Origin of the sequence: Rossellomorea sp. FM04394, assembly GCF_041889765.1 — a bacterium.
In the GTDB taxonomy this organism is placed as follows: domain Bacteria; phylum Bacillota; class Bacilli; order Bacillales; family Bacillaceae_B; genus Rossellomorea; species Rossellomorea aquimaris_B.
Genome location: NZ_CP168654.1, coordinates 1120926 through 1144729 on the forward strand (window position 1 = coordinate 1120926; position 23804 = coordinate 1144729).

Genomic DNA, 23804 nt, shown 5'->3' on the forward strand with positions numbered 1-23804 from the left:
TTGATAGGGATATTCATCAATCCAGTTATGAAAAGTCCATTTTGATAGTGAAATCCAAGTGATTTAAATGGCGGGGTATGTCACGAGAGGATTATAATATCGACTTTTAAATTATATTATCGACTTTAACGTGTTTATTATCGACTTATCAGATATATTATCGAGTTCTCCTATTTTATTATCGACTTTCGTACATATATTATCGAGTTCGATTCTTTTCAATGTTCCCATTCCTGAAAAATTCATCCTCCCTCCTCATATGGTTCCTACTATTATTTTCAACTCAGCACAACTAATAACTGCCTTCCTTCAATATTGTCCCCTCACGCATAATACTATAGAATCATATATAGATACATATTGGGGTGAAAACGATTGAATTATAAACGAATTAAACCGCGAAAAATATACGAAGAAGTGGCTGAGGTTTTGATTGATATGATTAAATCGGGTCAGTTGAAGTCAGGGGACAAGCTGGATTCCGTTCAGCAGCTGGCTGAGAATTTTCAGGTGGGCCGGTCGGCTGTGCGTGAAGCTTTAAGTGCGTTACGGGCGATGGGATTAGTTGAAATGCATCAGGGAGAAGGTACCTATGTAAGGGAATTCGATTCCAGCATGCTTTCGCTGCCCATATATATAGCAGCCTTAATGAAAAAGGATGACGTGAAACAATTGCTGGAAGTGCGGAGGATATTAGAGGTAGGTGCCGTTGAAGCGGCAGCGTCCAGAAGAACCGACGAGCAATTAAAAGAAATTAAAACTGCCTTAGATCAGATGCATTCAGCCAGTGATGAAGAACTGGGGGAAGAAGCGGATTTCCGTTTCCACATGGCGATTGCCAAAGCTTCACAAAACGAGCTGCTGACGGGCCTAATGAACAATGTATCGGAAATGATGGTCACGACCATGAGGGAAACGCGCCGTCTCTGGCTGTATTCAAAAAAATCCACCTTGGATCGCTTATACCAGGAACACCAAAACATCTACGAAGCCATCGAAGCAAAAGACGGCCAAAAAGCACAGCAACTCATGCTCCACCATCTACATAGCGTCGAAGAAGTCCTCATGAAATACTTCGAGGACATCCAAGACTAAGAGGGACGGACCTCCAAAAAAGACCAAACCTTGATTTAACAGGGATTGCGCTTTGATGGAGGTCCGTCCCTCTTGATTTTTTATAAAATTACAAAAATAAGGTTGTGGTATGTAAGCGTTTTAATTATACTGTTAATTATATATTGGTCATCTGATGACCTGTTAACATGACTAGTTGTGGGGTTTGTGGGGAAAATTTATTCACTTTTAAAGGGGGAAGTATGATGAGTGTTGGTATGTTAGCTTTATTGGCGGCCATGCCTATTTTTTCGGTTTTCTTGTTTTTGGTTGTATTGAGATGGCCGGCAAAGAGAGCGATGCCTGTTTCGTTGATTGTGACCGTGTTGATGGCCATGTTTGTGTGGGGAGTGCCGGGGAATCAGGTTGCAGCCGCAAGTGTGAAAGGGATTGTAACCGCAATTGAAGTGGCCGTCATCGTATTCGGAGCGATTCTGTTATTAAATACGTTAAAAGAAAGTGGAGCCGTTTTCACAATCCGCAAAGGGTTCACGAGTATTTCACCTGACAGGAGGGTGCAGACGATCATCGTTTGCTGGTTGTTCGGAGCTTTCCTGGAAGGAGCTGCAGGATGGGGAGCACCAGCGACGATCGTTGGTCCACTCCTGGTTGCAATCGGTTTTCCGGCCATGGGAGCCGTCATGGTCGCCTTAATCTTGCAATCGACTCCCGTGTCCTTCGGGGCGGTTGGAACTCCCATATTGATCGGAGTGAATACGGGGTTAAAGGATTCACCATTAGTGCAGCAATACGTGGCTGAACAAGGGACGACCATGGATGCCTACATAAATGGAATCGGCGGTCAGGTCGCCATCATTCATGGGATCATCGGGATCTTCATTCCGCTCTTTATGGTCACGATGCTTACGTACTTCTTCGGAAAAAATAAATCCATCAGGGAAGGATTGGCTGTTTGGAAGTTTGCTCTTTTTGCAGGATTGGCGTTCACGGTTCCTTATGCGCTTGTAGCAAACCTTCTTGGACCGGAGTTTCCTTCCTTGATCGGTGGTTTAGTCGGCTTGGCCATCGTGGTGCCGGCGGCTAAAAAAGGTTTATTCGTACCAAAACGGACTTGGGACTTTGACAAAGCCTCAAATTGGGATCCGGCATGGAATGGGTCGCTTAATATTGATGAAACAGAAAAACCAAAGAAAAACATTTCATTCCTTGCAGCTTGGATGCCCTATATTTTAGTGGCGGTACTATTAGTCCTTACGAGATTAAAAACACTGCCATTCACAGACTGGATCCAAGCCTGGGTCCTATCTGCAGACAATGTATTTGGTACGGCAATTTCGGTTGCCTCAAAACCATTGAACATACCGGGAACGATCTTTATCTTCGTTTCACTGATCAGCATATTCATTTATAAAATGAATCTGAAAGATTACGGACGCGCCGTAAAAGATTCCTTTAAGACGATCGTCAGCGCCATGGCGGCTTTAATCTTCGCCGTACCAATGGTTCAAGTATTCATCAATTCAGGTGTCAACGCTGCAGAGTATGCCAGTATGCCACTGGTGTTAGCCGAAGGGATTTCAAATGTGTTCGGAAGCTATTGGCCACTGGCCGCTCCTACGATCGGTGCCATAGGTGCCTTTGCTGCCGGAAGTAACACCGTGAGCAATATGATGTTTTCCCTTTTTCAATTTGGAGTAGCGGATAATATCCTGGCGACCCCTGCCGTGATTGTGGCTCTGCAGGCAGTGGGAGGGGCTGCAGGAAACATGATTTGCGTCCATAATGTCGTAGCGGCTTCGTCTGCTGCAGGATTGATCGGCAAAGAAGGAAACTTAATAAGAAAAACGTTAATTCCGATGGGCTTTTATGTAGTATTTGCCGGAGGGATTGGCTACGTCCTGATTAACGGGATCGGCTTTAACATCGGTACATTGATCCTCGGTGTAATCGTCGTATTACTTGTCAGCTTTATCGTAAAAGGACAAAAACAAAATAAGAAGGAATTGAATCAAATCGGGAGAACAGCATAAGAAAGGACATGTAGCAAGCTCCCATTATTGGTGAGCTTGCTTTGTTTTCAGCTACAGAAAATGGGAGGATGTTCAGCTGCTGAAAAAAACGGGGAAAATAATCAGCTGAAATTTAACCGGAATTCATCTGTTAAATAGGTCGATAAAGTAAGCAGTCAAAATTCAATGGGATTTCAACTGTTGAATGAAATACCAACTTTATTTAAAAGAGGAATTACAAAAGCATGCATCGAATTTTATACCACAAGGTAATCCACACTAAGTCATCTGATGACCTGTTGACTTAATGCGATCTACGTTTTACACTAGTACTATTAGCAAACTAGCAGAGAATTCCAGCGAATGAATTCTCCGGAAAGTATGGGTGATAGTCTATGAAAGTATCATTATTTGTGACTTGTTTAATAGACATTTTTCAGACAGATGTGGGAATGGATACGGTTGAACTACTTGAAAGGCTTGGCTGTGAGGTTGATTTTCCAGAGAGGCAGACGTGCTGCGGTCAGCCTGCTTATAACAGTGGATATGTAGCGAAGGCAAAGGAATCAATGAAGCATATGATTTCCGTTTTTGAGAATTCCGACTATGTGATTACTCCATCCGGATCGTGTGGAACCATGTTCAAGGAGTATCCTCATCTTTTTAAAGGGGATCAGGAATGGGAGAAGCGTGCTCAAGAATTAGCGGATAAAACATATGAGCTTACTCAATTTATCGTGGATGTGCTGGGAGTCGAGGATGTAGGTGCGAAGCTGACCGGGAAGGCCACCTATCACACTTCATGCCATATGACGCGACTGCTGGGGGTGAAGGAAGCTCCTATGAAACTCCTGAGTCATGTGGAAGGATTGGAAATGAAATCGCTGCCACAAAATCATGATTGCTGTGGGTTTGGAGGGACATTCTCGGTGAAGATGACCCCGATCTCAGAGCAAATGGTCGATGAAAAGGTGCAGCATGTAGAAGAAACAGAAGCTGATATTTTAATAGGTGCCGATTGCGGATGCCTGATGAATATCGGTGGACGAATTGATAGAAAAGGCAAGCCGATAAAGGTCATGCATATTGCTTCTGTATTGAATAGTCGATAAGAAAGGGGGAAGGCAAATGGCAATGAAAATAGGAAATCAATCCTTTAACGATCGCGTTTCAAGCGGGCTTGCCGACACGTTTATGAGGGGAGCCGTTTCCTCTGCCCAAGGGCGTTTCCGGAACGGCCGGTTAAACGCGGCGGAAGAATTGGGGAATTGGGAAGATTGGCGTAAGCTTGGAGAAGAAATTCGTTCCCATACCATTGAAAACCTGGATTATTATCTTGAGCAATTGAGTGAAAATGTAGCGGGACGCGGCGGCCATGTATTTTTTGCGGAAACTGCAGAAGAAGCCAATGAATACATTACCAATGTTGTGAAAAAGAAGGACGGTAAGAAAGTCGTTAAATCGAAGTCCATGGTGACTGAAGAAATCAATATGAATGAAGCCTTGGAAAAAGCGGGTTGCGAGGTTGTAGAGAGTGATCTGGGAGAATGGATTCTTCAAGTCGATGATCACGATCCACCTTCACATATTGTGACTCCTGCCCTTCATAAAAATAAGGAACAAATCAGGGAAGTATTTCGAAATAAACTCGGGTATGACAAGACGGAAAAACCGGAGGAACTCGCTTTATTCGCACGGGAAAAGTTAAGGGAAGAATTCCTTCAGGCTGATATCGGAATAACAGGATGTAACTTTGCCATTGCCGAATCAGGAACCATTTCACTCGTGACTAATGAAGGGAATGCCCGTATGGTGACGACGGTGCCGAAAACACAGATCACCGTAATGGGGATGGAGCGGATTGTCCCTACTTGGGAAGAGATGGAGGTCCTCGTCAGCCTGCTGACCCGTGCCGCAGTAGGACAAAAGCTGACCAGCTATATCACTGCTTTGACGGGTCCTAAACAAGAAGGGGAAGTGGATGGACCTGAGGAGTTTCACCTTGTCATCGTCGACAATGGCCGTTCGGAAATCTTGGGAACCGCCTTTCAGTCGATTCTGCATTGCATCCGTTGTGCAGCGTGTATCAATGTGTGTCCTGTATACCGCCATGTCGGCGGCCACTCGTACGGGTCGATTTATCCCGGTCCTGTGGGAGCCGTGTTGTCTCCGCTTCTTGGTGGATATGAAGACTACAAAGAGCTGCCGTATGCGTCTTCATTATGCGGAGCCTGTACCGAAGCATGCCCGGTGAAAATTCCACTTCACGAACATTTACTCCGTCATCGTCAGGAAATCGTTGAGAAGGAAGGAAAGGCTCCTATTTTTGAGAATCTATCCATGAAGGCCTTCAGTCTCGGAACGGCTTCACCAGCCATGTACAATATCGGTTCCAGACTCGCACCAACGACACTTGCTGCGTTTACAAAAGACGGGAAGATTTCAAACGGCCCAGGGCCATTGAAAAACTGGACTGAATCACGTGAGTTTCCTGCACCGAAGAAAGATCGATTCAGAGATTGGTATAAAAAGAGACAGAAGGAGGGAAAAGCGGATGAGCATCGGTAGCATCAAGAATCGCGATTTGTTTTTGAATAACCTGGCTGGTCATCTGGGAAGAGAGCGCAAGTCTCATGTAGACAAGCCACAATGGAGTCACAACCCCCAATGGGAAGTGTACAAAGATTACTCTCAGGATCAACTTGTTGACGTATTAAAGAAACAGTGCCGGTTAATTCATACCGACGTACATGAAACTGTTTCTTCTGAGTTATCCACGCTGATCCCCCATCTTATAAGGGGGTACGGCGGGAAAACAGTTGTGACCTGGGATGACCCGCGATTTGCAGAGTTCGGTCTATCTGATTTAGGAGACGACGAGATGGATGTCCGCGTGTGGGATCGAAATGGCGGAGAAGCGAATCTGGCTTATTCAGCGACTGCTGATATCGGTATTACCTTTAGTGATGCCACACTTGCCGAGTCTGGGACAGTTGTCTTATATAGTGATGGTGGTAAGGGACGCGCAGTGAGCTTGCTTCCTGCTGTCTACATTGCTATCATCCCTAAAAGTACGATCGTCCCAAGGATGACCCAGGTGGCAAGGGACATTCACAAAAGAATCGCAAGCGGTGAATGTGTCGCATCCTGTGTGAATTTTATATCAGGTCCAAGCAACAGCGCGGATATTGAAATGAATTTGATTGTGGGTGTGCATGGTCCTGTTAAAGCTACGTATATTATTGTGGATGACAAGTGAAAAATTCTGGACCTGATCGCTGGTTTTTGCACCGGTGCTCAGGTTTTTTGTTGTAAAACTGGGAGTGTTAAAACCTCTCCATCACCGACTCAATCACCTTCAACACGTGATTGACTCCTCACACCTAACGTGTTACCATTAGGTCACACAATACATGTGACCATTCATTCACATATCAATCACAATGAAAGGATCGTAAATATGAAAGACGAACTTTCCACATTATTTAAGGCACTGGGGCACCCGATACGAAGGGAGATCCTGGACCTGTTGAAGCAGTCGGCAAGAACAACCGGTGAACTGAATGAGCATTTTCCCGAGGTGACAAGATATGCGATCATGAAACATTTGACGATTTTGGAGGAAGGGAATTTGGTGGTGGTGAAGCGGGAAGGTAAGTACCGAAGAAATTACCTTAACGCGGTTCCACTTCAGGAGATGCACAATCGGTGGGTAGAGAAGTATATGGAATCTACCGCCAATTCGCTGTTAAAGTTACGGGCATTAGCAGAAAACAAAGGAGGAGAAGAAGGAATGGAACAAAGTAAAGTATTTCGTATTGAACAAGAAGTGATGATAGATGCACCAAGGGATCAGGTATTTAAAGCGTTAACCGAGCAAGCGGGGGAATGGTGGGAGTTTAAACTGGCACCTGAGGGAGTTAGTTCACACTTTACATTTGATCCTGTACCAGGCGGGCAATTCATTGAGAAGTGGCGTGAAAACGAAGGGGCACTTTGGGGAACGGTGTATTACGTTAACGCTCCTGAGGAAATACGTCTCCATGGCCACCTTGGTATGCAAGGTGCCGTAAATAGTGCATACACATACCGTTTGATTGAAAAAGGTGATTCCACGCTCCTTCAGTTATCCCATACAGCATCAGGAGTCATTGAAGATGATTGGCAGGAAAAGCATTCAGAAGGGTGGAACTACCTGCTGGGTACCCTGTTGAAAAAATATGTAGAAGAGAAATAAAAAACGAAGTACGTTCTTAAAAAGGAGATAAAGATGGTAGATGTACTGACAGAAATAACGATTCGCTGCCCGCTTCATAAGGTTTCAGAGTATGCTGCCGATCCGGATAATGCACCAGAATGGTATGTAAATATTGATTCGGCAGCATGGGTGACGGAAAAGCCTTTAACCGTTGACTCTCAAATTGCATTTAAAGCGAGATTCTTAGGGAAGGACCTTTCCTACGTCTATAAAATCACGGAGTTTAGCCCGGGCCGGAAGCTTGTGATGAAAACCGCAGACGGACCGTTTCCGATGGAAACCACCTATACATGGGAGGCACTTGATGAACAATTGACAAGGATGACTCTCCGAAATCAAGGAAAGCCCACTGGTTTTTCAAAATGGGTGACGCCTCTTATGTCTACCATGATGAAAAAAGCGAACAAAAAGGATTTAAAAAAAATCAAAGTCATTTTGGAGAGCTAAAAGGAAGAAGACTGTTTTCTTTTGAAACTAGAGAATTCAGTCTTCCTTTTTTTGTGTGGAATGATGGGCAAGAAAAATCTGGTGTGTACCCCACGTCTTCCTAAAGAAAGTCTGCTCCTGAAAAGGGGCAGACTTTCTGTATTCATAGTTATTTGATCACCACATATGGCCTCATCATTTCATAATCCTCATGCTCTAAAATATGACAATGCCAGACATATAATCCTGTATAAGGACCGAATGGCACAATGATCCGAGTCATTTCCCATGGGTTTGCACAAACTGTATCTTTCCAGCCCTGCTCATTGGCCTCGGGTTTGATACGAGGTCCAATGGGTACGACACTACCTTCCGTTTGATAGGTTTCCTTATCGAATCTCTGCCGGTCGAGGACTTGAAACCTGACTAAATGCAAGTGGATGGGGTGTGATTCTTCCGTAACGTTGATGAAATTCCATATCTCAATACTCCAAAGATGTGGCATTTCTGTAATTGGATCCGACCATAATTGATTATTTAAAAGGTGAATTTCCCGCTTGTATTGATCGTTACTCATATTTAACAGAAGATTTCTGGTTTGGTAAGCATTTCTCTCTTTCAACCTTGGTACAGCATTTAATGTTGATGGAATCATGCTCGTATCTATACATAAGAGTTGTTTACTCACACGGAACTGCATCAGGACTCCCGTCGTATCAGGATCGGGGAGGTCACCCGTTGGAAAGGGTGCAGGCGCATCGTTTTGAATGGTAATGACTTGCCCTCTCATGGAAGAGAAGTCCAGGATGACATCCGCCCGTTCAGCTGGAGCGAGTAAAATCTTCCGGACGTTTACAGGTGCAGGGAGAAGACCTTGATCGGAACCGATTTGGATAAACGGATTATCGTTTGAGAGTGAGAGTTGATACGTCCGGGAATTAGAAGCATTAATCATTCGAAATCGATAGCGGCGTGGTTGAACTTCTAAGTATGGCCATACCATCCCGTTAATCAAGATCGTGTCTCCAAAGAAATTAGAGCGGATGGAAGGATTGACACCAGTAGTGGGAGGATCAGGCTGTGAAGGATAATAGAGTGATCCATCTTTATTGAAGGAACGATCCATGATCACTAAGGGAATATCGTATGGCACCTGGGGGAGGGACAAAGAGCTCTCCTTTTCGTCATGGATGATATAAGCACCTGCAAGTCCGGCATATATATTCAGGCGGGTGATCCCTACTGCATGGTCATGGTACCAAAGAGTAGTGGCGGGCTGCTGGTTCGGGTAAGTGTAGGCTTTCACAGCAAAGAAAGGACCAACCTCTTTAAAGTCCTTTGTAAACCAGGCATCTGGATAACCGTCGCTCGTATCAGGGGTAGCTCCACCATGAAGATGAACCACGGTACGGACCTCGGGGTTCTCCTTTTCCGCCCCGTGAACGGTTGAATCGACGGGGAGGAAATGTTCCTCTGGAAGTTCATTCTTCCATAATACCTGCAAGGTTTGATTGCGTTTTACTCTAAAAGTGGGACCGGGGAATCGTCCATTATAGCCCCATACTTTAGTCGGTGGTAAATCACTGTGCAGTTTCTGCATGACTTCTTTCATGGAAACTTCAAAAAATAAAGTATTCTTTCCACAAGAAGAGGGCTGAATCGTTTCCATAACAGGGAGTGGATCGACGAATTTTTTAAGCATCATATTCCTCCTTTATATGGAATCACTTATTGATATGTATTTCGGTCGTTGCTTAAATATCCTTTTTCCCTATAAAATATGTTTCAAGTGAAGGTTAATAGTGTCAAAATTCATATCAAAAATAGGTTCTATTACATAAGTTTAAATTCTCCATAAATCATCATAAATTTGTTACACTATCTAAGTTGCCAAAATTAATTCACTCAATTGATCCTACTATTGGCAAATGAAATTGGAGGAAGTCATGTCAAATCGAAATAAAGGAATACTCCTATTACTTCTATCAGCGTTTGGTTTTTCATTGATGGCGGCCTTTGTGAAGCTGTCAGGAGATGTGCCGACGATACAAAAAACATTTTTCAGGAACATTGTTTCTGCATTCATCGCATTCGGTTTTGTCCGGTATCATAAAGAACGTTTATTCGGGAAGAAAGAAAATCAGAAGCTGCTTTTGCTGCGCTCAAGCTTGGGGGCTGTCGGGATCGTCTTGTTCTTCTATGCGATTGATCATCTGGTGTTATCCGATGCCGATATGTTGAACAAGCTCAGTCCATTTCTGACCATCATCTTCTCGGCCATCTTCCTGAAGGAACGAACGAAGGTGTTTCAAGTGGTGGCGATCATCATTGCATTCATTGGAACACTGTTCATCATTAAACCGGCGTTCTCCTTTGATGTGATTCCATATTTGGCAGGAGTGTTTTCCGCTATATTCGCAGCCGGTGCCTATACGGTCCTACGCGTATTAGGGAGCAGGGAGAAGTTTTATACGGTCGTTTTTTACTTCTCATTCTTTACGACGGTCGTGCTGCTACCATTTGTCATCGGATTTTATGAACCGATGAGCGCTCAGCAGTGGATTTACCTGTTATCCGCCGGCGTTTTCGCGACAGTTGGTCAGTTCGGAATCACGATGGCCTACAAGTTCGCACCTGCAAGGGAAATATCCATTTTCTTCTATTCGACGGTCGTGTATTCTGCAATGATCAGCATCTTCTTATTCGGACAGATTCCTGACGCATTAAGCATCATCGGATACGTCATCATCTTTGCTGCTTCGTTTTATATGTTTTTGAAAAATAATCAAGCAGGTAAAAAACTGGAAGCATGATTCCATTCCTCATCCCCATTACAGGATGGGGATTTTTTTTGAAAACAGTATATCCAAAAAAGCTGAAAGAGTTATAATGTAAGTATATGGAATTTATTGCGGGGAGGGGAGTTTTCATGGTACTGCGCGAAACGAAATTAGCCAAATGGGCAATCGCCCTGTTAGGTGTCGTTCTCCTTAGTAATCTTTTATTATATCAACCGGTAGTTCAACGATTTCTATCAATAGAATTGGAGAGGGGAGTAGTCATAGGATCACTGCTGGATTTGATCATTATTTCCCCGGCTCTGGCCTATGCCGCGTTTAAACTGTCGAAGAAGCAAGTCGTTGGATTGATGGTCTTTGGCCTTGTGTTAGCCAGGTTCATCATTCCTGAAGAATTATTTGCACCGTTTACTATCCTTCTATATTCCGGGATAGGATTGGAAGTGTTATTCCTTGCAGCAGAGTTTGGACTTATCTTGCTCGCTATTCGAAAATATCCCATGATTCGATCGGCCATGAGGTTATCCGGAGTAGGACCTATCTTTTCTTTCTTACCGGCAGTAGAGAAGAAAGTGGCAAGCCACATTCTGATTCGGATCCTTTCCTCAGAAGTGTTGATGGTTTACTATGCCTTATTCAGCTGGCGCCGCAAGCCGGTTGTCCATGATGGTGCTGTAACGATGCATCACAAGACGAGTGCCGTTGCCATGAATATCATGCTTATCCACGCCGTTGTAATCGAGACGATCGGGATCCACTGGTGGCTTCATTCCAAGCTACCGATTCTGTCTTTCATTCTTTTGATTCTGAACGTTTATACTGTTCTATTGTTTATAGCTGAAATTCAGATTACCAGACTCCATCCACTGGAAGTGAAAAATGGTCATCTTTATGTAACGCAGGGATTAATGCAGCGAATAGGGTTCCCTCTTAATCAAATCGAAAAAATCGAATGGGGTAGGGAACCGGGCAAAGAGGCACTTGTTTTCATGCATAAAGATTTTGAAGAAATTTGTCCACAGGTGGTCCTGTTTCTGAAGAAACCAGTAGAAGCGACAATGTTTATGGGAAGAAAGCAGCTGGTATCGGAGGTTGCCCTGCGAGTGGATGACCCGGAGAAGTTAAAGGAATTGTTGGATAAAAGGACTTCATGAAAAAAGTGCCTGACTCTTTAATAGCCAGGCACTTACTTCTCACGTCATCCGGTACACCCAATCACAATATCCGATCATCGTTTCATCATGGGTCACCATGATGGTGGCGATATTTCTATCCTTCGTTTCCTTGGCGAGAAGCTCCACCACGGACTTGCCGCGGGCTTGATCCAGGCTTGCAGTAGGTTCATCTGCAAGGATCAACCTCGGTTCATTCATGAGGGCACGGGCGATGGCAACCCGCTGTTGTTCGCCACCAGACAGCTGTTCTGGGTAATGGGACAAGCGTTCTGCCATTCCGAGATGGGACAATAATTCCCCTGCTCGTTTCCGAAGACTTTCCCCTTGTTTATTCAGCTTTCCCACAAACACTAATTGCTCTTCCACGGTTAAAAAAGGAACCAGATTCGATTGTTGGAAAATAAACCCAACCTCTTTGAGGCGAAGTGATGTTTGTTCTTTCTCGTTTAGATTGTGGACGTTTCGCCCGTTCATTTTCACTTCACCACTGGAGGGACTGGTCAAGGCTCCTATGATGGAGAGAAGCGTACTTTTTCCCGATCCGGAAGGGCCCAATATGGCACCGAACTCACCTGGATTCACCTTCATGGATACATGGTCCAATACCGTCAGCTTCTCATTTCCTTGTTCATATGTTTTGCTCACATCATGTAACTCTAAAATGGCCGTCATCTTATTTCACACTCCCGATTGCTTGTAATGGATCCACAGTCACAATGCTTCTAAAGGATAAAAGTGAACCGATCCACGCCATCAGTAGGATTAATGCACTGTTGGATAGAATCATGGTGACGGATAATTCAAAAGGTACGCCTGCCGGAATCACGAATGTAAGTCCATAGGTAACGACATTCCCTGCAACGATGCCGGCGATGGTAAGGGTGGAGATTTGCGCGAATAATGAACGGAGAAGAACGCTCACTTTCGTCCCTATCGCCTTTAAAACACCGTATTGGTGAAGCTTTTGCAGGGTCATCACATAGAAGAAGGTGGCTAAGACAATCGCTGATATGATGAGCAGAAAGATCACCATCATATTTAGAGAACCTTGTTCTGCAGAATAGCCAGGCACATTGGATAGTATCTCTTCTTTAGACACCGACTCCATTTTTGAAGGTGTGTCGATCGTTTTTTTATTGGTAAATAAAACGGCTTGGTAAACGGACGAATCTCCAAAAAGATCCTCCCATGTTTCCAGAGATGTAAAAATGGCCGGGGTGTGGCCGTAACTGAATCGTTTTTCAGTAAATCCCTTGATCGTCCACTCTTTGTCGTCATAGGTGAAAGAATCCCCAATCTCAAACCCTTCTTTCTTAAGGCCAGGATCGGCAAGGACCTCATAGGGCGTAAGCTTTGCGTGTTCTGCCGTCGTTGGCATGAAAGCACTCTCGGGATCAGCGCCAAATAGGCTTACATTTACTGTCTTGTCTCCCTGATTGATCTCTACCATTTTCAGACCAAGAGGGGATCCCCCTTTTATCGAAGAAATATCTTGTTCTGTTAACTGTGACCGTTCAAGCTGATGTGTGTCGCCCGTTTTCACGACATAGGTATCAGCAGGCATATTCTTTATAGCCGAAGCATTATCAACCGATAATCCATTGGCAAGTCCTGAGATCGATAGGACCAGGCTTGTGATTAAAGTGATGATGCCAATCATTAATAAAAACTTCATCTTCGCATAACGCAATTCTTTCCATGCCAGAAACAAAAAAATCACCTTCCCTTTCATAACTTCTCCCTTATGATAAAAGAGAAGTATGAACGGAAGATGAACAACGGATTAAGGAAGAATCACTGTAAAGGTGGTTCCTTTATTGGTCCTGCTTTCGACATGGATTTCACCTTGGTGCAGGGTGATGATCTTTTTGACAATGGAAAGACCAAGGCCGCTGCTATCCTTTTCTTTGCTCCGTGAGGCATCCACTTTGTAAAAACGTTCAAATATCTTTTCCTGGTGTTCAGGAGAAATTCCGATTCCGCTGTCTTCAATAATAAATCTGAACCCCTGGTGATGTTTGTGAAGGAACAGGTTAATTTCGCCCCCTGGGGGAGTGTATTTGATGCTATTTGCCAATAGGTTCTCAAATGCTTGATAGAGCAGCTCTTCGTGGCCGTTATAAGTAACATCATCGGCTTCCAAGGACACAGCGAGGTCTTTTCTTTCCCACAGCCATCGTGTTTGTTTCATGAGATTTTGGAGCAATTGAGTCATGTTGATGGGTTCATGTTGAATCAATCCATTGTCCTTATCGAGAGAAGCGAGGGTCAACAGCTGCTTACTCAGCTTCGACAGCCGGTTGCTTTCTGATTCAATCACTTTTAAGTAATGTTCCCGATCCTCTTCTGACAAGGAAGGGGAGAGAAGCAGATTGGCATAGCCCTTCATGGAGGACAGGGGCGTCTGGATTTCATGGGAAACATTTGAAACGAACTCCTGTCGCATATTCTCCACCTGCATCAGCTGCCGGCTCATGGAAGTAAAGGAGCGGGCAAGGGTACCGATTTCGTCCTTTCGGCTTTGATTCAATTGAATCGAATACTCACCACCGGCAATTTTCTTCGTGGCATTCGTCAATTCACGGATCGGTTTCACAAGGTAGCGGGTACTGAAGAAAACGATCAGCATGCTGAGAAGTATTGTGAATACAAGCAGGACGGATAAAAGAATATGAATTTCATTAAACTGTTGTTTCACATTGGGTCTCATGAACAGGGCATGAGGTTTTCCATCGATGTCAATAGGAACACCAATGCTATTGGTTAATTCATTTGAGAAAAATCCAGTCACAAATGTGGTAGAGGGATAATTCGCAATTCCATGGTAAGTGGATCCATTCACGACCGTTTCTACAATTTCGGGAGAAATACTTTGATCACGAAAGTCCTCTCCGTAAAATGTTCCAGGAGCATTGCCATCTGTTACATAAAATTGATAGCTGAGCTTCGCCGTTTTCTGAAAGAACGCAGGGGCGTCCAGTGATGCTGCATGATATAAATCAACGATATCTTTCGCGATTTCAGTGTTTTTTTCATCATTTGAAGGCTTTAATATATGCTGATAGTAAAGATTGGAACCGATGAAGGCAATGATACTGCTCGTCATCATGATAAGAAGGGTGACGACAACAATCCGGACATACAGGGAGCGCATTTTAGGTCACCTCCAATTTATAGCCGATTCCACGTACAGTGGTGATCAAGAAATCATGGGAGTGACGGAACCGTTCACGCAGCCTTTTAATATGGACATCAATCGTTCGGTCATCCCCTTCAAAATCCATTCCCCATACTTGTTGAATGATCTCTTCCCGTGAAAAGGTTCTGTTAGGGAAGCTTGCTAAATAATATAATAATTCAAATTCCTTAAGAGGAAGGATGATTATTTTTGATCCGTCCTTCACTTCGTACGATCGTTTGTCAAGAATCATGTCATTGAGACGGATTTTCTGGGGAGCGGCACGGTGAAATCTCCTCAGGATCGCCTGTACACGGAAGAGAAGCTCTTCTTTTTCAAAGGGCTTTACCATATAATCATCGGTGCCGGCTTCATAACCTTTTGCTTTATCCGTAAGACTGTCCTTGGCGGTCAAAATAATAATCGGGATATCGTAGTTCTCCCTGATTTCCTTCGCTAATTGAAACCCATCCTTATTCGGCATCATTAAGTCGACAATCGCGAGATCGATCGATTGTGCTTCAAGAATGACAGAGGCTGCATCCCCGTCATGTGCTTCAGTAACGGAGTAGCCATTCTGCTCCAAATGAACACGTATAAGTTTACGTAAATGGGGATCGTCATCCACGACAAGTATTGAAATCATAACTAATCCTCTTTTCCGTCACCTGTTTTATGAATCAACTTTAGCATAACTCACGCTGCATAAACCAATTTATTACCCATTCAAGTACTGTTGGATATAATAAAGATAAAAATACCTTTCACCCATATCTTTTTGACCAATTCATCCGTTATAAGCATGAGAGGATTTAAAGGAGTGAGGACGATGCAAATGAGGTCTGGCTTAAAAATGAATGAACGACAGCCAAACGATCAAGTCATGGAAGAGCTTGTTCAAAAGCTCTATCGATACTGCTATTTTCTGACGAAGAGCAAATGGGATGGTGAGGACCTGGCTCAAGAGTCCATCTGTAAGGCACTGAATCATTACCCTGCTCAGCAGTGGAGGTCATCTTTACTTAATAAAATCGCTTATCATCTATGGGTGGATAAAGTCCGTAAACAGAGTAAGGAATCGATTGGCGAAATTCCAGAAGTGAAGGCTGAAGAAACGAAAGAGGGGATCAGTCTTGAAATCATTGAAAAGCTTTCAAGGAAGATGACCCCAAAACAGTTAGTCACCTTTGTTCTAAAAGAAGCGTTTCAATACAAGATTTCTGAAGTGGCAGATGTTCTGGGGATGACGGAAACCGCTGTGAAGGCCTTGCTGAATCGATCGAGGGCAAGGCTTAAGAAATTCTCCGGTAATGAAGACGGAGGCGGGATTCAACCTTACTGGGATGAAGCCCTTCAGGAAGAGTTGAACGCGATTTTATACCGCAGTCTAATGGCACAGGATCCCAGTCTCCTTTTAGCATACATTCCAATCCTGCTTGCACATGATCCTGCCCAAGGCCGATTTGTAAGAACGTCTGGCTCTCCTTCAAGCGTCCTCTCACTAGCTGCATAACGAATGAAGGAGGAAGTAAGGATGAATACCATACCTTATGTCATTGAACAGTCAAGCAAAGGCGAACGATCCTACGATATTTACTCACGATTGTTAAAAGACCGGATCATCATGGTGAGTGATGAAGTGAATGACCAGATGGCAAACAGCATAGTCGCCCAATTGTTATTTCTTGCTGCAGACGATCCGGAGAAAGATATTTCCTTATATATCAACAGCCCGGGTGGCTCCACTTCAGCAGGGTTCGCCATCTTTGATACGATGAACTATATAAGTCCCGACGTTCGAACGATCTGTACGGGAATGGCGGCTTCCTTTGGAGCGATGCTCTTGCTCGCGGGGACAAAAGGGAAGCGCTTTGCCTTACCAAACAGCGAAATCATGATCCACCAGCCATTAGGTGGCGCCCGTGGGCAGGCAACAGATTTGGAGATTTCAGCTAAGAGGATTCTGAAGCTAAGACAGCACATCAACGAAATCATTGCTGAAAAAACCGGCCAGCCCGTTGAAAAAGTTGCCCTTGATACCGATCGTGATTATTTCATGAGTGCCTATGAAGCGAAGAAATATGGGATTATTGATGAAATTATTGAGAAGAAATGATGGAAAAGAAGGGACGGTCGTTTGGGCCGTTCCTTTATTATGTCATTCAGCTGCTGATAATTGAGGGGAATTCAGCAGCTGAACGAAGGGGGGAAGGGTGTACCAGGCACAGAACGTTGAATTTGTACCTGGTACATTTCTCACGATGCACCATAATTCTAGAAGGATATGGTAAAATAAACCATGGAATCTTCGTGTATGAGGGAGGAATGGCCGGTGACATTGATTATAGTACTGGGTCTTATCGGGATTTTCATTTTCATGAGAATGCCAAGTGAAAAAACCTATTCGTTTAAGTGGATTCATTCCTTGAATAAGTATGAGTGGTTTCAGAATCCTTGGGTAGTCGGATGTTTTTTATTCGGGATGAATCTGGTTTTATTCGGTGCAACTGGACTGATATTGTATGGTATTACCTTGATGATGATTCCTTACCTTCACCTTGTTATCATGATGGCTGCTGTTGTGGTGAGTATTCTGGTGTGGAGTTCACTTAAAAGTGCGAAAGAGTGGGAGAAGGGTGAGCGCCTGAAAGCTGGTATGGTGGGAAGCAGTTTCTATTTGTTCCTATTTTTGTTCATCCTCTATCAATGGGTCACGTATGTACCTCAGTATCCAGGTGAGGACGAGGTTATGACCTCGGTCGGTTTTTTTCTTGGGCTATTGGTATCGGGGGTGGCGTTTGCCATATGCTTTGTTATGATGGTTTTTCTCCCGGTTGATAGACGCGTGTAGCAGGATTCCGATTCCTTTCTTTTTCCCATCCATTCTATTATCCTTATAGAATACATTCTGAAAAAATGAGGGACAATCATGAAAACAATACATAGCGATGTGATTCAATTCCGTGGATCTCATTATGATTTTGGCTATATGCAAGGGTTAAGGATAAAGGATTCGATCACAGTGAGAAATCGTGAGAATCAGTGGAAGGTAAGAAAGCCCCGTTTCTCTATTAACATTGAGGAAGCGAAGCAGGCGTTCATGAGATTTGCTCCGGGTGTTTGGGATGAGCTTATCGGATTACAGGAAGCGCTCGGGTGGCCGTTGGAGAAGGTGCTGCAGGAGTTTGGAGGATACCGTGTTGAATATACGAAGTCGGGCTGCTCGATTATGACGGGTGAAAATTATTTGATCCGGAATTATGATTATCATCCGAAAACGTATGAGGGAAGGTATACGTTTTACCAGCCGACGGATGGCGGTTATAGTATCATTGGACCGAGTCAACGGGTAACGGGACGGATGGACGGTATGAATGAGAAAGGATTGGCGATTGGTTATAACTTCATGCATCGAAAAAACCCAGGGGATGGCTTTATTTGCTGTATGATTGGACGTTTGATTCTGGAATCATGCGGAGATGTATCGGAAGCCGTTGAGATGCTAAAAGAAATTCCTCACCGGCACTCGTTTAGTTATGTGGTGTATGACAAAAGCGGTGAAACGTTTATCGTTGAAACGTCCCCTCGTGGCGTAGAGGTTCGGCAGTCGAATATGTGTACGAATCATTTTGAAGTGATGAAGCACGAAAATAGAAATCATTTATTGGATTCCAAGCGAAGATTAGGAATCCTTCAAGAAAACGAGTCTTCAGATGCTCTAAGCGCATTCCGCTTAATGAACGACACGGATAAAGGCGTTTTTTCAGATTTATACGGAAGCTGGGCTGGCACCATCCATACATCAGCTTATTTCCCTAACGAAATGAAGGTTTGGTTTGCCCTGGGTGGGGACCGTGAACCTGTTGTGTTTGATTTTACCCAGTGGCTTGAGGGGGAAGATGCAGTACTTGAAAGAATAACCGGAGAAGTGGATACGGATATTCCCTTTGTTCACATGGATGAAGGAGCGGATTGGTTTAGTAAATAATAGTAGAACCTCGGGAGTATTCCCAAGGTTCTTTTTTTTGACAGAAGAATGCTGATGGTATTCTTCCATTTCACTAGAAAATATTTTCTGATTTTTCCTTAATTATGGGCCTTTTAGTCGGTTTTACGTTTTTTTGCAATAGTGACAAAATAGTCACATAGTTTTTGGATTTAGAATCAGTATAATAGAACTAGAAAGGTTGCTTTATAGGAGGGATGCGAGTGAGTCAGCAGAAAAGGAATTGGCTAGAAAGATTAAGAAAAATTAAAGGATATAGCCAAGAAGAGATTTCACATCTAGTTCACATCGACAGATCCTATTATTCAAAGATCGAAAATGGTGTGAGAGTACCAAGCAGGAAGCTGGCAGAGGACTTGGCAAATATACTGAACTTTCATGTTTCCATCTTCGAATTAGAGGTTAGTCCGTTTTATTTTGCCCTGCAAGATTCCCCCATGATTGTTGCCCATTTTGATCTAGAGCTCAGATATACGTGGATATTTAATCCCCACCCAGATTTCGATCCTGTTTTGGTGATTGGCAGAAGGGATGTGGAGCTAGAAGATAATGATGGCACCAGAGAGTTAATGAGAATAAAACAAGAGGTCATCAAAAAACGTAAATCGATTAGAAAAAAAATTTCCTTTCCCCTATCGGATAGTACTCATGAGTATGATGTTACCTGTCATCCATTATTTAATGAGGAGGGTGAATTGATTGGCGGAAGCTCTGCCTCCACTAAATTGCTAAAGGAGGAGGTAACGAATTGTAGTCAAAAAATTCACTCATGAAAGGCAGGTTTGATAGATATGAGATAGGGGTGTTCATATGATCGATTCTGTTTTAACTAACTTATTATTAAACTTTTCATTTATTATAGTAGGGCTATTAGCCTTTGCATTGTATTATGATTTCAAAAGGAAGACCCCTTCTAAAGGTATCGTCATCGTACTCTCAACCATTACGATTTTGTTATGTGTGTTGTTCAGTCATGAGCTTGCGGCCGGCGTTTATGTAGATTTAAGAAGGATTCCTTTTTTCTTAGCGAGTTTATACTTTGGGCCCTTTGTTTCTTTTGTTTTAATGATCGTCATCATTTTATTGCGATATATGTTCATCGGTAGTGGACTTATCCATCTTGTCATTTTGAATTATTTTATGACGTTTTTAATTTTGGCGGCTTTTTCCAATGGATTTCTACGTGCTAAGAAAAAAGTGAAAATGCTTTTTACCGTAGTGATCTGTTTTAGCATGACTGTATTCAATCTCGTATTTGGATATGTTTATGAAGCTGAAATTACGATGAATGAATACATATACCTTGTTGTCATACCTTTAACTGCAACCATTATCTCAGTCATGATTGCTGAAATGATTCGAAAACTAATGATGATGAGAAGAACATTGTCTCAACATGAAAAACTCCAAGTTATAAGTCAATTAGCTGCGAGTATTTCCCATGAGGTGCGAAACCCTTTAACTTCCTCCAAAGGATTCCTGCAGCTGATGCGAGAAGAAAAAGATGAAAAAATACAAAAGCAGTTCATTGATTTATCTTTGAAAGGGATCGATCAAGCTACTCACGTCATTGAAGACTATCTGACCTTTACTAACTCAACACCGGACAAAATGGAACATATCAATGTAAAACATTCCATTGTGGAGCTGATAGAGATGGCAAAACCTTTGGCTCAACACGTGTCATTTAGATATCATCTCATTGATGATATCTTTGTAAAAGGCCAATCCCACAGTTTCCGGAAATGTATCGGAAACATTATGAAAAATGCCATAGAATCCATGCCACAAGGCGGGGAACTCTCCGTAGAAATGATGGAGAATGAAAACCTGGTTATTGCCATAACCGATACTGGGTTGGGGATGACGAAGGAGCAAATTCATCGATTTGGAGAGCCGTTTTTTACGACGAAGAACGAAGGAACCGGCTTGGGAGTAATGGCGGCAAACATTATTGTTCATTCTATGAAGGGTAATATTCAAGTGAAAAGTGAATTGAATAGAGGTACGACGGTTTATATAGAATTGCATAAGTCTTTAAAGATAGAGGCTGGCTAAATCAAAAGAAAAGGAGTCTGGCAACCAAGCCAGATTCCTTTTCTTTTGATTAAACAAACTTCACGATATCTTCATAAGGCCGACGTGTTTTCGGTGCCGGTTCCTTCACCCGGTAACCGAATGCAACCATGACGGAAATGCTGAAACGACCATCTTCCAACAATTCTTCCTCGTCTAAAAGCTTATTCATCTTTTCAATGTCAAAGCCTTCGATCGGACACGAGTCGACACCGATTTGAGCGGCTGCTGTCATCATATTCCCAAGGGCTAAATAGGTTTGCTTACCGGCCCAATCGTATAGGGGACGATTGCCTTCCAATAAATCGAAATCAACTTTTTGGAACTGCTCGATCTTTTCTAAGTATTTTGCCATATGATCTTCCGGCAGGTGTTTCACGTTTTTAAAATGATCCTGTAAGTATTGTGAATCGTATTTCGTATCTTTTTTCGTTCTGGCCAGGATCACGACGAAATGACTGGCTTCGGGCAGCTTTCCGTATGCTCCCCATGCAGTGTTCTTGATCTTTTCTCTCAGTTCGGGGTTTTGAATTACGACGAATCTCCAAGGTTCGAATCCAAATGAGCTTGGTGACAGACGTCCCGTTTCCATGATGAATCGGAAATCGTCATCGGACACCTTCTTGTTTGGATCGAATTCCTTTGTTGCATGTCTGAAATGGTAGGCATCTAAAATGTCTTGCTTTACTTGCTCTTTATTATCAGCCATTAAACATTCACTCCTTTTCCATTGATTCAATCATGTTTAATTTACCATAAGTGAAGAGGTGAATCATGTGATGTGCCTGAACGACTCTTTATCGTTTAATTTTGAAGCAAGGTAAGGAAAAAATGCGTGCCGCGGCACGCATTTGGTGTGTCTAAAACAATACATACGATACGACAATATATAAAACGGTTATAATAAAGGATGGAGCCATATATCTCCACTTGTTCATCACGTTTGTTGGACGAAGAAGCAAGTAGACGATGACGAGTGTCATTAATAATCCTAATCCCGCGATAAAGATATGAGACGTGTCGACTGCTTCAAGGATGGCACCTTTTCGGTAAAGTGCATCGGTCAGGACGAGCAATTGTATGTTAAACAGATTGCTTCCGAGAATTGAGCCGATCGCCATATTGTAGTTTGCCAGTTTAAAAGCAGCAAGGACTGTAACAAGCTCAGGCAGGGAAGTGGAAGCAGCGATCAAAAAGCTTCCGACAAAGCTTGCGTTCATGCCCGTTGCCTTTGCCAATTGGTCACCTGCAATCGAAAGCACACTTCCTGACGCAAATACGACAAGTGCTGCAATGATAAAACCGATGATGGCCGCTTTTAGGGAATAATCCTTCGTAGGTACGGCTTCTCCTTCTGCATCATCTCTGGAAACGAATTTCATCGCAACGAAGTATAGAATGATAATGATGAACATCTCAATCCCAACGCCAAAGAATTCAATGGAACCCGGCATGAAAAGGGCGAAAATGATAATCATGAGAAACAGGAACCCGAATAGGGCAGAAGGAATATTTGCTTTCCTGTTCACCTTTTGGAACAATCTTTGTTTACGGTAAATAAGATCCACCACTGCCAGAATAAATAGATTGAACACATTACTGCCGAGCATATTTCCAACGGCAATGTCAGGGTTATCGATATAAACCGCCGTTAAACTTGTTGTTAATTCAGGGAGTGAAGTTGCCCCTGCAATAAGGAAGGTACCTACGACAGCTCCGCTTAATGAAGACTTCTTACTAATGACATCTCCGAACTGATTCAGGTAGATAGCAGCTGCAACGACAATGGCAGCAGCCAGTAAAAAGACGATGTAAACCAAGTAATCTCCTCCTAGCCAGCGCAAACAAAAAAGACCCCGGCACAAATTTTTGTACCAAGGTCTTGCGTACTAAAGAATTAGCCTAGCCTGATGAACCAGGTATTTTCATACCGGGATGACGATTCACCAGCCGTTTACCGGTCGCTACTCCCCTTGTTACTATTAATGTATTAAGATTTATAAGGTTTGTCAATGAAAGTGCTCATATATAGAAAAAGTTTGATGAGGAAAGTGAGTAAAGTGGAAAGGGAATATCCAGTGAAACAAGTGTTTAAATATGATGTTAATAATGAAATGAAGGAGTATGTATGAAGGAAGAGCATTATGATGATTTATTAGGTGTTCGAACGAGTAAGTTACAGTTGGGATTTCACCGGTCATTTCATTATCACCGGTATGAGCCGACTCCGTATCAAGCTCTGGAAGAATTATTCAGGAACTACCAGTTGAAAAGCAGCGACCGGGTCGTTGATTTTGGCTGTGGAAAAGGAAGGCTGAATTTTTTTATCCATCATCTTTTTCAATCTACCGTTGTAGGAATAGAAATGAACGAAGAATTCTACGAAGAAGCAGTGGAGAACCGGGAGAGTTATATAAATAAAGCAAAAAATAATAGAGAAAATCTTTACTTCTATCATTGCCTGGCAGAAGAGTATAAAATTCACCCGCACGATAACCGTTTCTACTTTTTTAATCCGTTTTCCGTACAGATTTTTATGAGGGTCATCAATAATATCCTCTTTTCATTAGAAACCTCGCCCCGGGATATCGAGATCGTGTTGTACTATAGCTCAGACGACTATGTTCATTATTTAGAAGATCATCCCTTGTTCGTATTGCGTAAAGAGGTTAATTTGTCAGGGGAATATGAACAGAATGAGTATGAGCGGTTTTTGGTTTATGGTCTGAGGTATTAGGCAGAGGTAATATTACTTGTGAATGGTGCTTGTCTCTTAAGAGGGCAAGCACCATTTTCTTTGATTT

At 43.1% G+C, this 23804-nt stretch carries 23 protein-coding genes; 16 read left to right on the top strand and 7 right to left on the bottom strand.

What is annotated here, in order from left to right; translation table 11 throughout:
• Window positions 1-375: 375 nt before the first annotated feature.
• The 7 genes from ACCB35_RS05600 to ACCB35_RS05630 all read left to right on the top strand — a co-directional run bounded on the left by ACCB35_RS05600 (window position 376) and on the right by ACCB35_RS05630 (window position 7788).
• On the top strand, window positions 376-1095 hold the full coding sequence (locus ACCB35_RS05600; protein ID WP_044339819.1) for a FadR/GntR family transcriptional regulator: 720 nt from the start codon (window positions 376-378) through the stop codon (window positions 1093-1095).
• A 224-nt stretch (window positions 1096-1319) separates the two neighbouring features.
• Window positions 1320-3104: an L-lactate permease gene (locus ACCB35_RS05605; RefSeq protein ID WP_374056962.1), complete on the top strand. Its 1785-nt coding sequence runs from the start codon at window positions 1320-1322 to the stop codon at window positions 3102-3104.
• 374 nt (window positions 3105-3478) lie between these two features.
• On the top strand, window positions 3479-4195 hold the full coding sequence (locus ACCB35_RS05610) for a (Fe-S)-binding protein (RefSeq protein ID WP_374056124.1): 717 nt from the start codon (window positions 3479-3481) through the stop codon (window positions 4193-4195).
• Window positions 4196-4211: 16 nt separating this feature from the next.
• Window positions 4212-5651 (top strand): LutB/LldF family L-lactate oxidation iron-sulfur protein, encoded by a 1440-nt coding sequence (locus ACCB35_RS05615; protein ID WP_374056125.1) that lies wholly within the window; start codon window positions 4212-4214, stop codon window positions 5649-5651.
• Window positions 5638-6342 (top strand): lactate utilization protein C, encoded by a 705-nt coding sequence (locus ACCB35_RS05620; RefSeq protein WP_374056126.1) that lies wholly within the window; start codon window positions 5638-5640, stop codon window positions 6340-6342. The genes ACCB35_RS05615 and ACCB35_RS05620 overlap by 14 nt, the downstream gene beginning before the upstream one ends.
• A 201-nt stretch (window positions 6343-6543) precedes the next feature.
• Entirely contained in the window at window positions 6544-7320 is a 777-nt protein-coding gene (locus tag ACCB35_RS05625; protein ID WP_374056127.1) for an SRPBCC domain-containing protein, read from the top strand.
• A gap of 33 nt (window positions 7321-7353) precedes the next feature.
• Complete coding sequence (locus ACCB35_RS05630; RefSeq protein WP_374056128.1) at window positions 7354-7788, top strand: SRPBCC family protein; 435 nt, start codon at window positions 7354-7356, stop codon at window positions 7786-7788.
• Window positions 7789-7936: 148 nt separating this feature from the next.
• Here ACCB35_RS05630 and ACCB35_RS05635 read toward each other — a convergent pair whose 3' ends face one another.
• On the bottom strand, window positions 7937-9472 hold the full coding sequence (locus ACCB35_RS05635) for a multicopper oxidase family protein (protein ID WP_374056129.1): 1536 nt from the start codon (window positions 9470-9472) through the stop codon (window positions 7937-7939).
• Between the two features lie 241 nt (window positions 9473-9713).
• On the opposite strand from ACCB35_RS05635, the gene ACCB35_RS05640 reads away from it, so the two are divergent.
• On the top strand, window positions 9714-10580 hold the full coding sequence (locus ACCB35_RS05640; protein ID WP_374056130.1) for a DMT family transporter: 867 nt from the start codon (window positions 9714-9716) through the stop codon (window positions 10578-10580).
• Window positions 10581-10696: 116 nt separating this feature from the next.
• A complete protein-coding gene (locus ACCB35_RS05645) occupies window positions 10697-11719 on the top strand; it encodes a hypothetical protein (protein WP_374056131.1) in 1023 nt (340 codons plus the stop codon).
• A gap of 39 nt (window positions 11720-11758) precedes the next feature.
• Here the strand turns inward: ACCB35_RS05645 and ACCB35_RS05650 are convergent, their stop codons facing one another.
• The 4 genes from ACCB35_RS05650 to ACCB35_RS05665 are packed head-to-tail and all read right to left on the bottom strand — an operon-like array spanning window position 11759 to window position 15564.
• The gene (locus tag ACCB35_RS05650; protein ID WP_374056132.1) at window positions 11759-12412 is read right to left on the bottom strand and encodes an ABC transporter ATP-binding protein; all 654 of its coding nucleotides are present in this window, start codon (window positions 12410-12412) and stop codon (window positions 11759-11761) included.
• Between the two features lies 1 nt (window position 12413).
• The gene (locus tag ACCB35_RS05655; protein WP_374056133.1) at window positions 12414-13472 is read right to left on the bottom strand and encodes an ABC transporter permease; all 1059 of its coding nucleotides are present in this window, start codon (window positions 13470-13472) and stop codon (window positions 12414-12416) included.
• A gap of 51 nt (window positions 13473-13523) precedes the next feature.
• Entirely contained in the window at window positions 13524-14894 is a 1371-nt protein-coding gene (locus tag ACCB35_RS05660; RefSeq protein WP_374056134.1) for a sensor histidine kinase, read from the bottom strand.
• Window position 14895: 1 nt separating this feature from the next.
• Entirely contained in the window at window positions 14896-15564 is a 669-nt protein-coding gene (locus ACCB35_RS05665; RefSeq protein ID WP_374056135.1) for a response regulator transcription factor, read from the bottom strand.
• 183 nt (window positions 15565-15747) lie between these two features.
• On the opposite strand from ACCB35_RS05665, the gene ACCB35_RS05670 reads away from it, so the two are divergent.
• The 6 genes from ACCB35_RS05670 to ACCB35_RS05695 all read left to right on the top strand — a co-directional run bounded on the left by ACCB35_RS05670 (window position 15748) and on the right by ACCB35_RS05695 (window position 20982).
• Window positions 15748-16431, top strand: a complete 684-nt coding sequence (locus ACCB35_RS05670; protein ID WP_374056136.1) for a sigma factor-like helix-turn-helix DNA-binding protein — start codon at window positions 15748-15750, stop codon at window positions 16429-16431.
• Window positions 16432-16434: 3 nt separating this feature from the next.
• On the top strand, window positions 16435-17034 hold the full coding sequence (gene clpP, locus ACCB35_RS05675; protein ID WP_301280436.1) for an ATP-dependent Clp endopeptidase proteolytic subunit ClpP: 600 nt from the start codon (window positions 16435-16437) through the stop codon (window positions 17032-17034).
• 216 nt (window positions 17035-17250) lie between these two features.
• Window positions 17251-17769, top strand: a complete 519-nt coding sequence (locus ACCB35_RS05680; protein ID WP_374056137.1) for a hypothetical protein — start codon at window positions 17251-17253, stop codon at window positions 17767-17769.
• A 78-nt stretch (window positions 17770-17847) separates the two neighbouring features.
• Complete coding sequence (locus ACCB35_RS05685; protein WP_374056138.1) at window positions 17848-18906, top strand: C45 family autoproteolytic acyltransferase/hydolase; 1059 nt, start codon at window positions 17848-17850, stop codon at window positions 18904-18906.
• A 221-nt stretch (window positions 18907-19127) separates the two neighbouring features.
• Complete coding sequence (locus tag ACCB35_RS05690) at window positions 19128-19697, top strand: helix-turn-helix domain-containing protein (RefSeq protein WP_374056139.1); 570 nt, start codon at window positions 19128-19130, stop codon at window positions 19695-19697.
• Window positions 19698-19734: 37 nt separating this feature from the next.
• Window positions 19735-20982 (top strand): ATP-binding protein, encoded by a 1248-nt coding sequence (locus ACCB35_RS05695; protein ID WP_374056140.1) that lies wholly within the window; start codon window positions 19735-19737, stop codon window positions 20980-20982.
• Window positions 20983-21031: 49 nt separating this feature from the next.
• Here ACCB35_RS05695 and ACCB35_RS05700 read toward each other — a convergent pair whose 3' ends face one another.
• Both ACCB35_RS05700 and ACCB35_RS05705 read right to left on the bottom strand, forming a co-directional pair.
• Window positions 21032-21709: an NAD(P)H-dependent oxidoreductase gene (locus ACCB35_RS05700; RefSeq protein WP_374056141.1), complete on the bottom strand. Its 678-nt coding sequence runs from the start codon at window positions 21707-21709 to the stop codon at window positions 21032-21034.
• Window positions 21710-21860: 151 nt separating this feature from the next.
• Entirely contained in the window at window positions 21861-22820 is a 960-nt protein-coding gene (locus ACCB35_RS05705) for a sodium:calcium antiporter (protein ID WP_374056142.1), read from the bottom strand.
• Between the two features lie 308 nt (window positions 22821-23128).
• Between ACCB35_RS05705 and ACCB35_RS05710 the strand changes: the two genes are divergently transcribed.
• On the top strand, window positions 23129-23737 hold the full coding sequence (locus ACCB35_RS05710; RefSeq protein ID WP_374056143.1) for a methyltransferase: 609 nt from the start codon (window positions 23129-23131) through the stop codon (window positions 23735-23737).
• Window positions 23738-23804: the final 67 nt, after the last annotated feature.

Coding starts and splice junctions, on each gene's coding strand:
- ACCB35_RS05630 (WP_374056128.1), top strand. CDS start 7,354: ATGGTAGATGTACTGACAGAAATAACGATTCGCTGCCCGCTTCATAAG.
- ACCB35_RS05610 (WP_374056124.1), top strand. CDS start 3,479: ATGAAAGTATCATTATTTGTGACTTGTTTAATAGACATTTTTCAGACA.
- ACCB35_RS05605 (WP_374056962.1), top strand. CDS start 1,320: ATGAGTGTTGGTATGTTAGCTTTATTGGCGGCCATGCCTATTTTTTCG.
- ACCB35_RS05645 (WP_374056131.1), top strand. CDS start 10,697: ATGGTACTGCGCGAAACGAAATTAGCCAAATGGGCAATCGCCCTGTTA.
- ACCB35_RS05640 (WP_374056130.1), top strand. CDS start 9,714: ATGTCAAATCGAAATAAAGGAATACTCCTATTACTTCTATCAGCGTTT.
- ACCB35_RS05635 (WP_374056129.1), bottom strand. CDS start 9,472: ATGATGCTTAAAAAATTCGTCGATCCACTCCCTGTTATGGAAACGATT.
- ACCB35_RS05655 (WP_374056133.1), bottom strand. CDS start 13,472: ATGAAAGGGAAGGTGATTTTTTTGTTTCTGGCATGGAAAGAATTGCGT.
- ACCB35_RS05660 (WP_374056134.1), bottom strand. CDS start 14,894: ATGCGCTCCCTGTATGTCCGGATTGTTGTCGTCACCCTTCTTATCATG.
- ACCB35_RS05670 (WP_374056136.1), top strand. CDS start 15,748: ATGCAAATGAGGTCTGGCTTAAAAATGAATGAACGACAGCCAAACGAT.
- ACCB35_RS05615 (WP_374056125.1), top strand. CDS start 4,212: ATGGCAATGAAAATAGGAAATCAATCCTTTAACGATCGCGTTTCAAGC.
- ACCB35_RS05710 (WP_374056143.1), top strand. CDS start 23,129: ATGAAGGAAGAGCATTATGATGATTTATTAGGTGTTCGAACGAGTAAG.
- ACCB35_RS05695 (WP_374056140.1), top strand. CDS start 19,735: ATGATCGATTCTGTTTTAACTAACTTATTATTAAACTTTTCATTTATT.
- ACCB35_RS05625 (WP_374056127.1), top strand. CDS start 6,544: ATGAAAGACGAACTTTCCACATTATTTAAGGCACTGGGGCACCCGATA.
- ACCB35_RS05650 (WP_374056132.1), bottom strand. CDS start 12,412: ATGACGGCCATTTTAGAGTTACATGATGTGAGCAAAACATATGAACAA.
- ACCB35_RS05700 (WP_374056141.1), bottom strand. CDS start 21,709: ATGGCTGATAATAAAGAGCAAGTAAAGCAAGACATTTTAGATGCCTAC.
- ACCB35_RS05665 (WP_374056135.1), bottom strand. CDS start 15,564: ATGATTTCAATACTTGTCGTGGATGACGATCCCCATTTACGTAAACTT.
- clpP (WP_301280436.1), top strand. CDS start 16,435: ATGAAGGAGGAAGTAAGGATGAATACCATACCTTATGTCATTGAACAG.
- ACCB35_RS05620 (WP_374056126.1), top strand. CDS start 5,638: ATGAGCATCGGTAGCATCAAGAATCGCGATTTGTTTTTGAATAACCTG.
- ACCB35_RS05685 (WP_374056138.1), top strand. CDS start 17,848: ATGAAAACAATACATAGCGATGTGATTCAATTCCGTGGATCTCATTAT.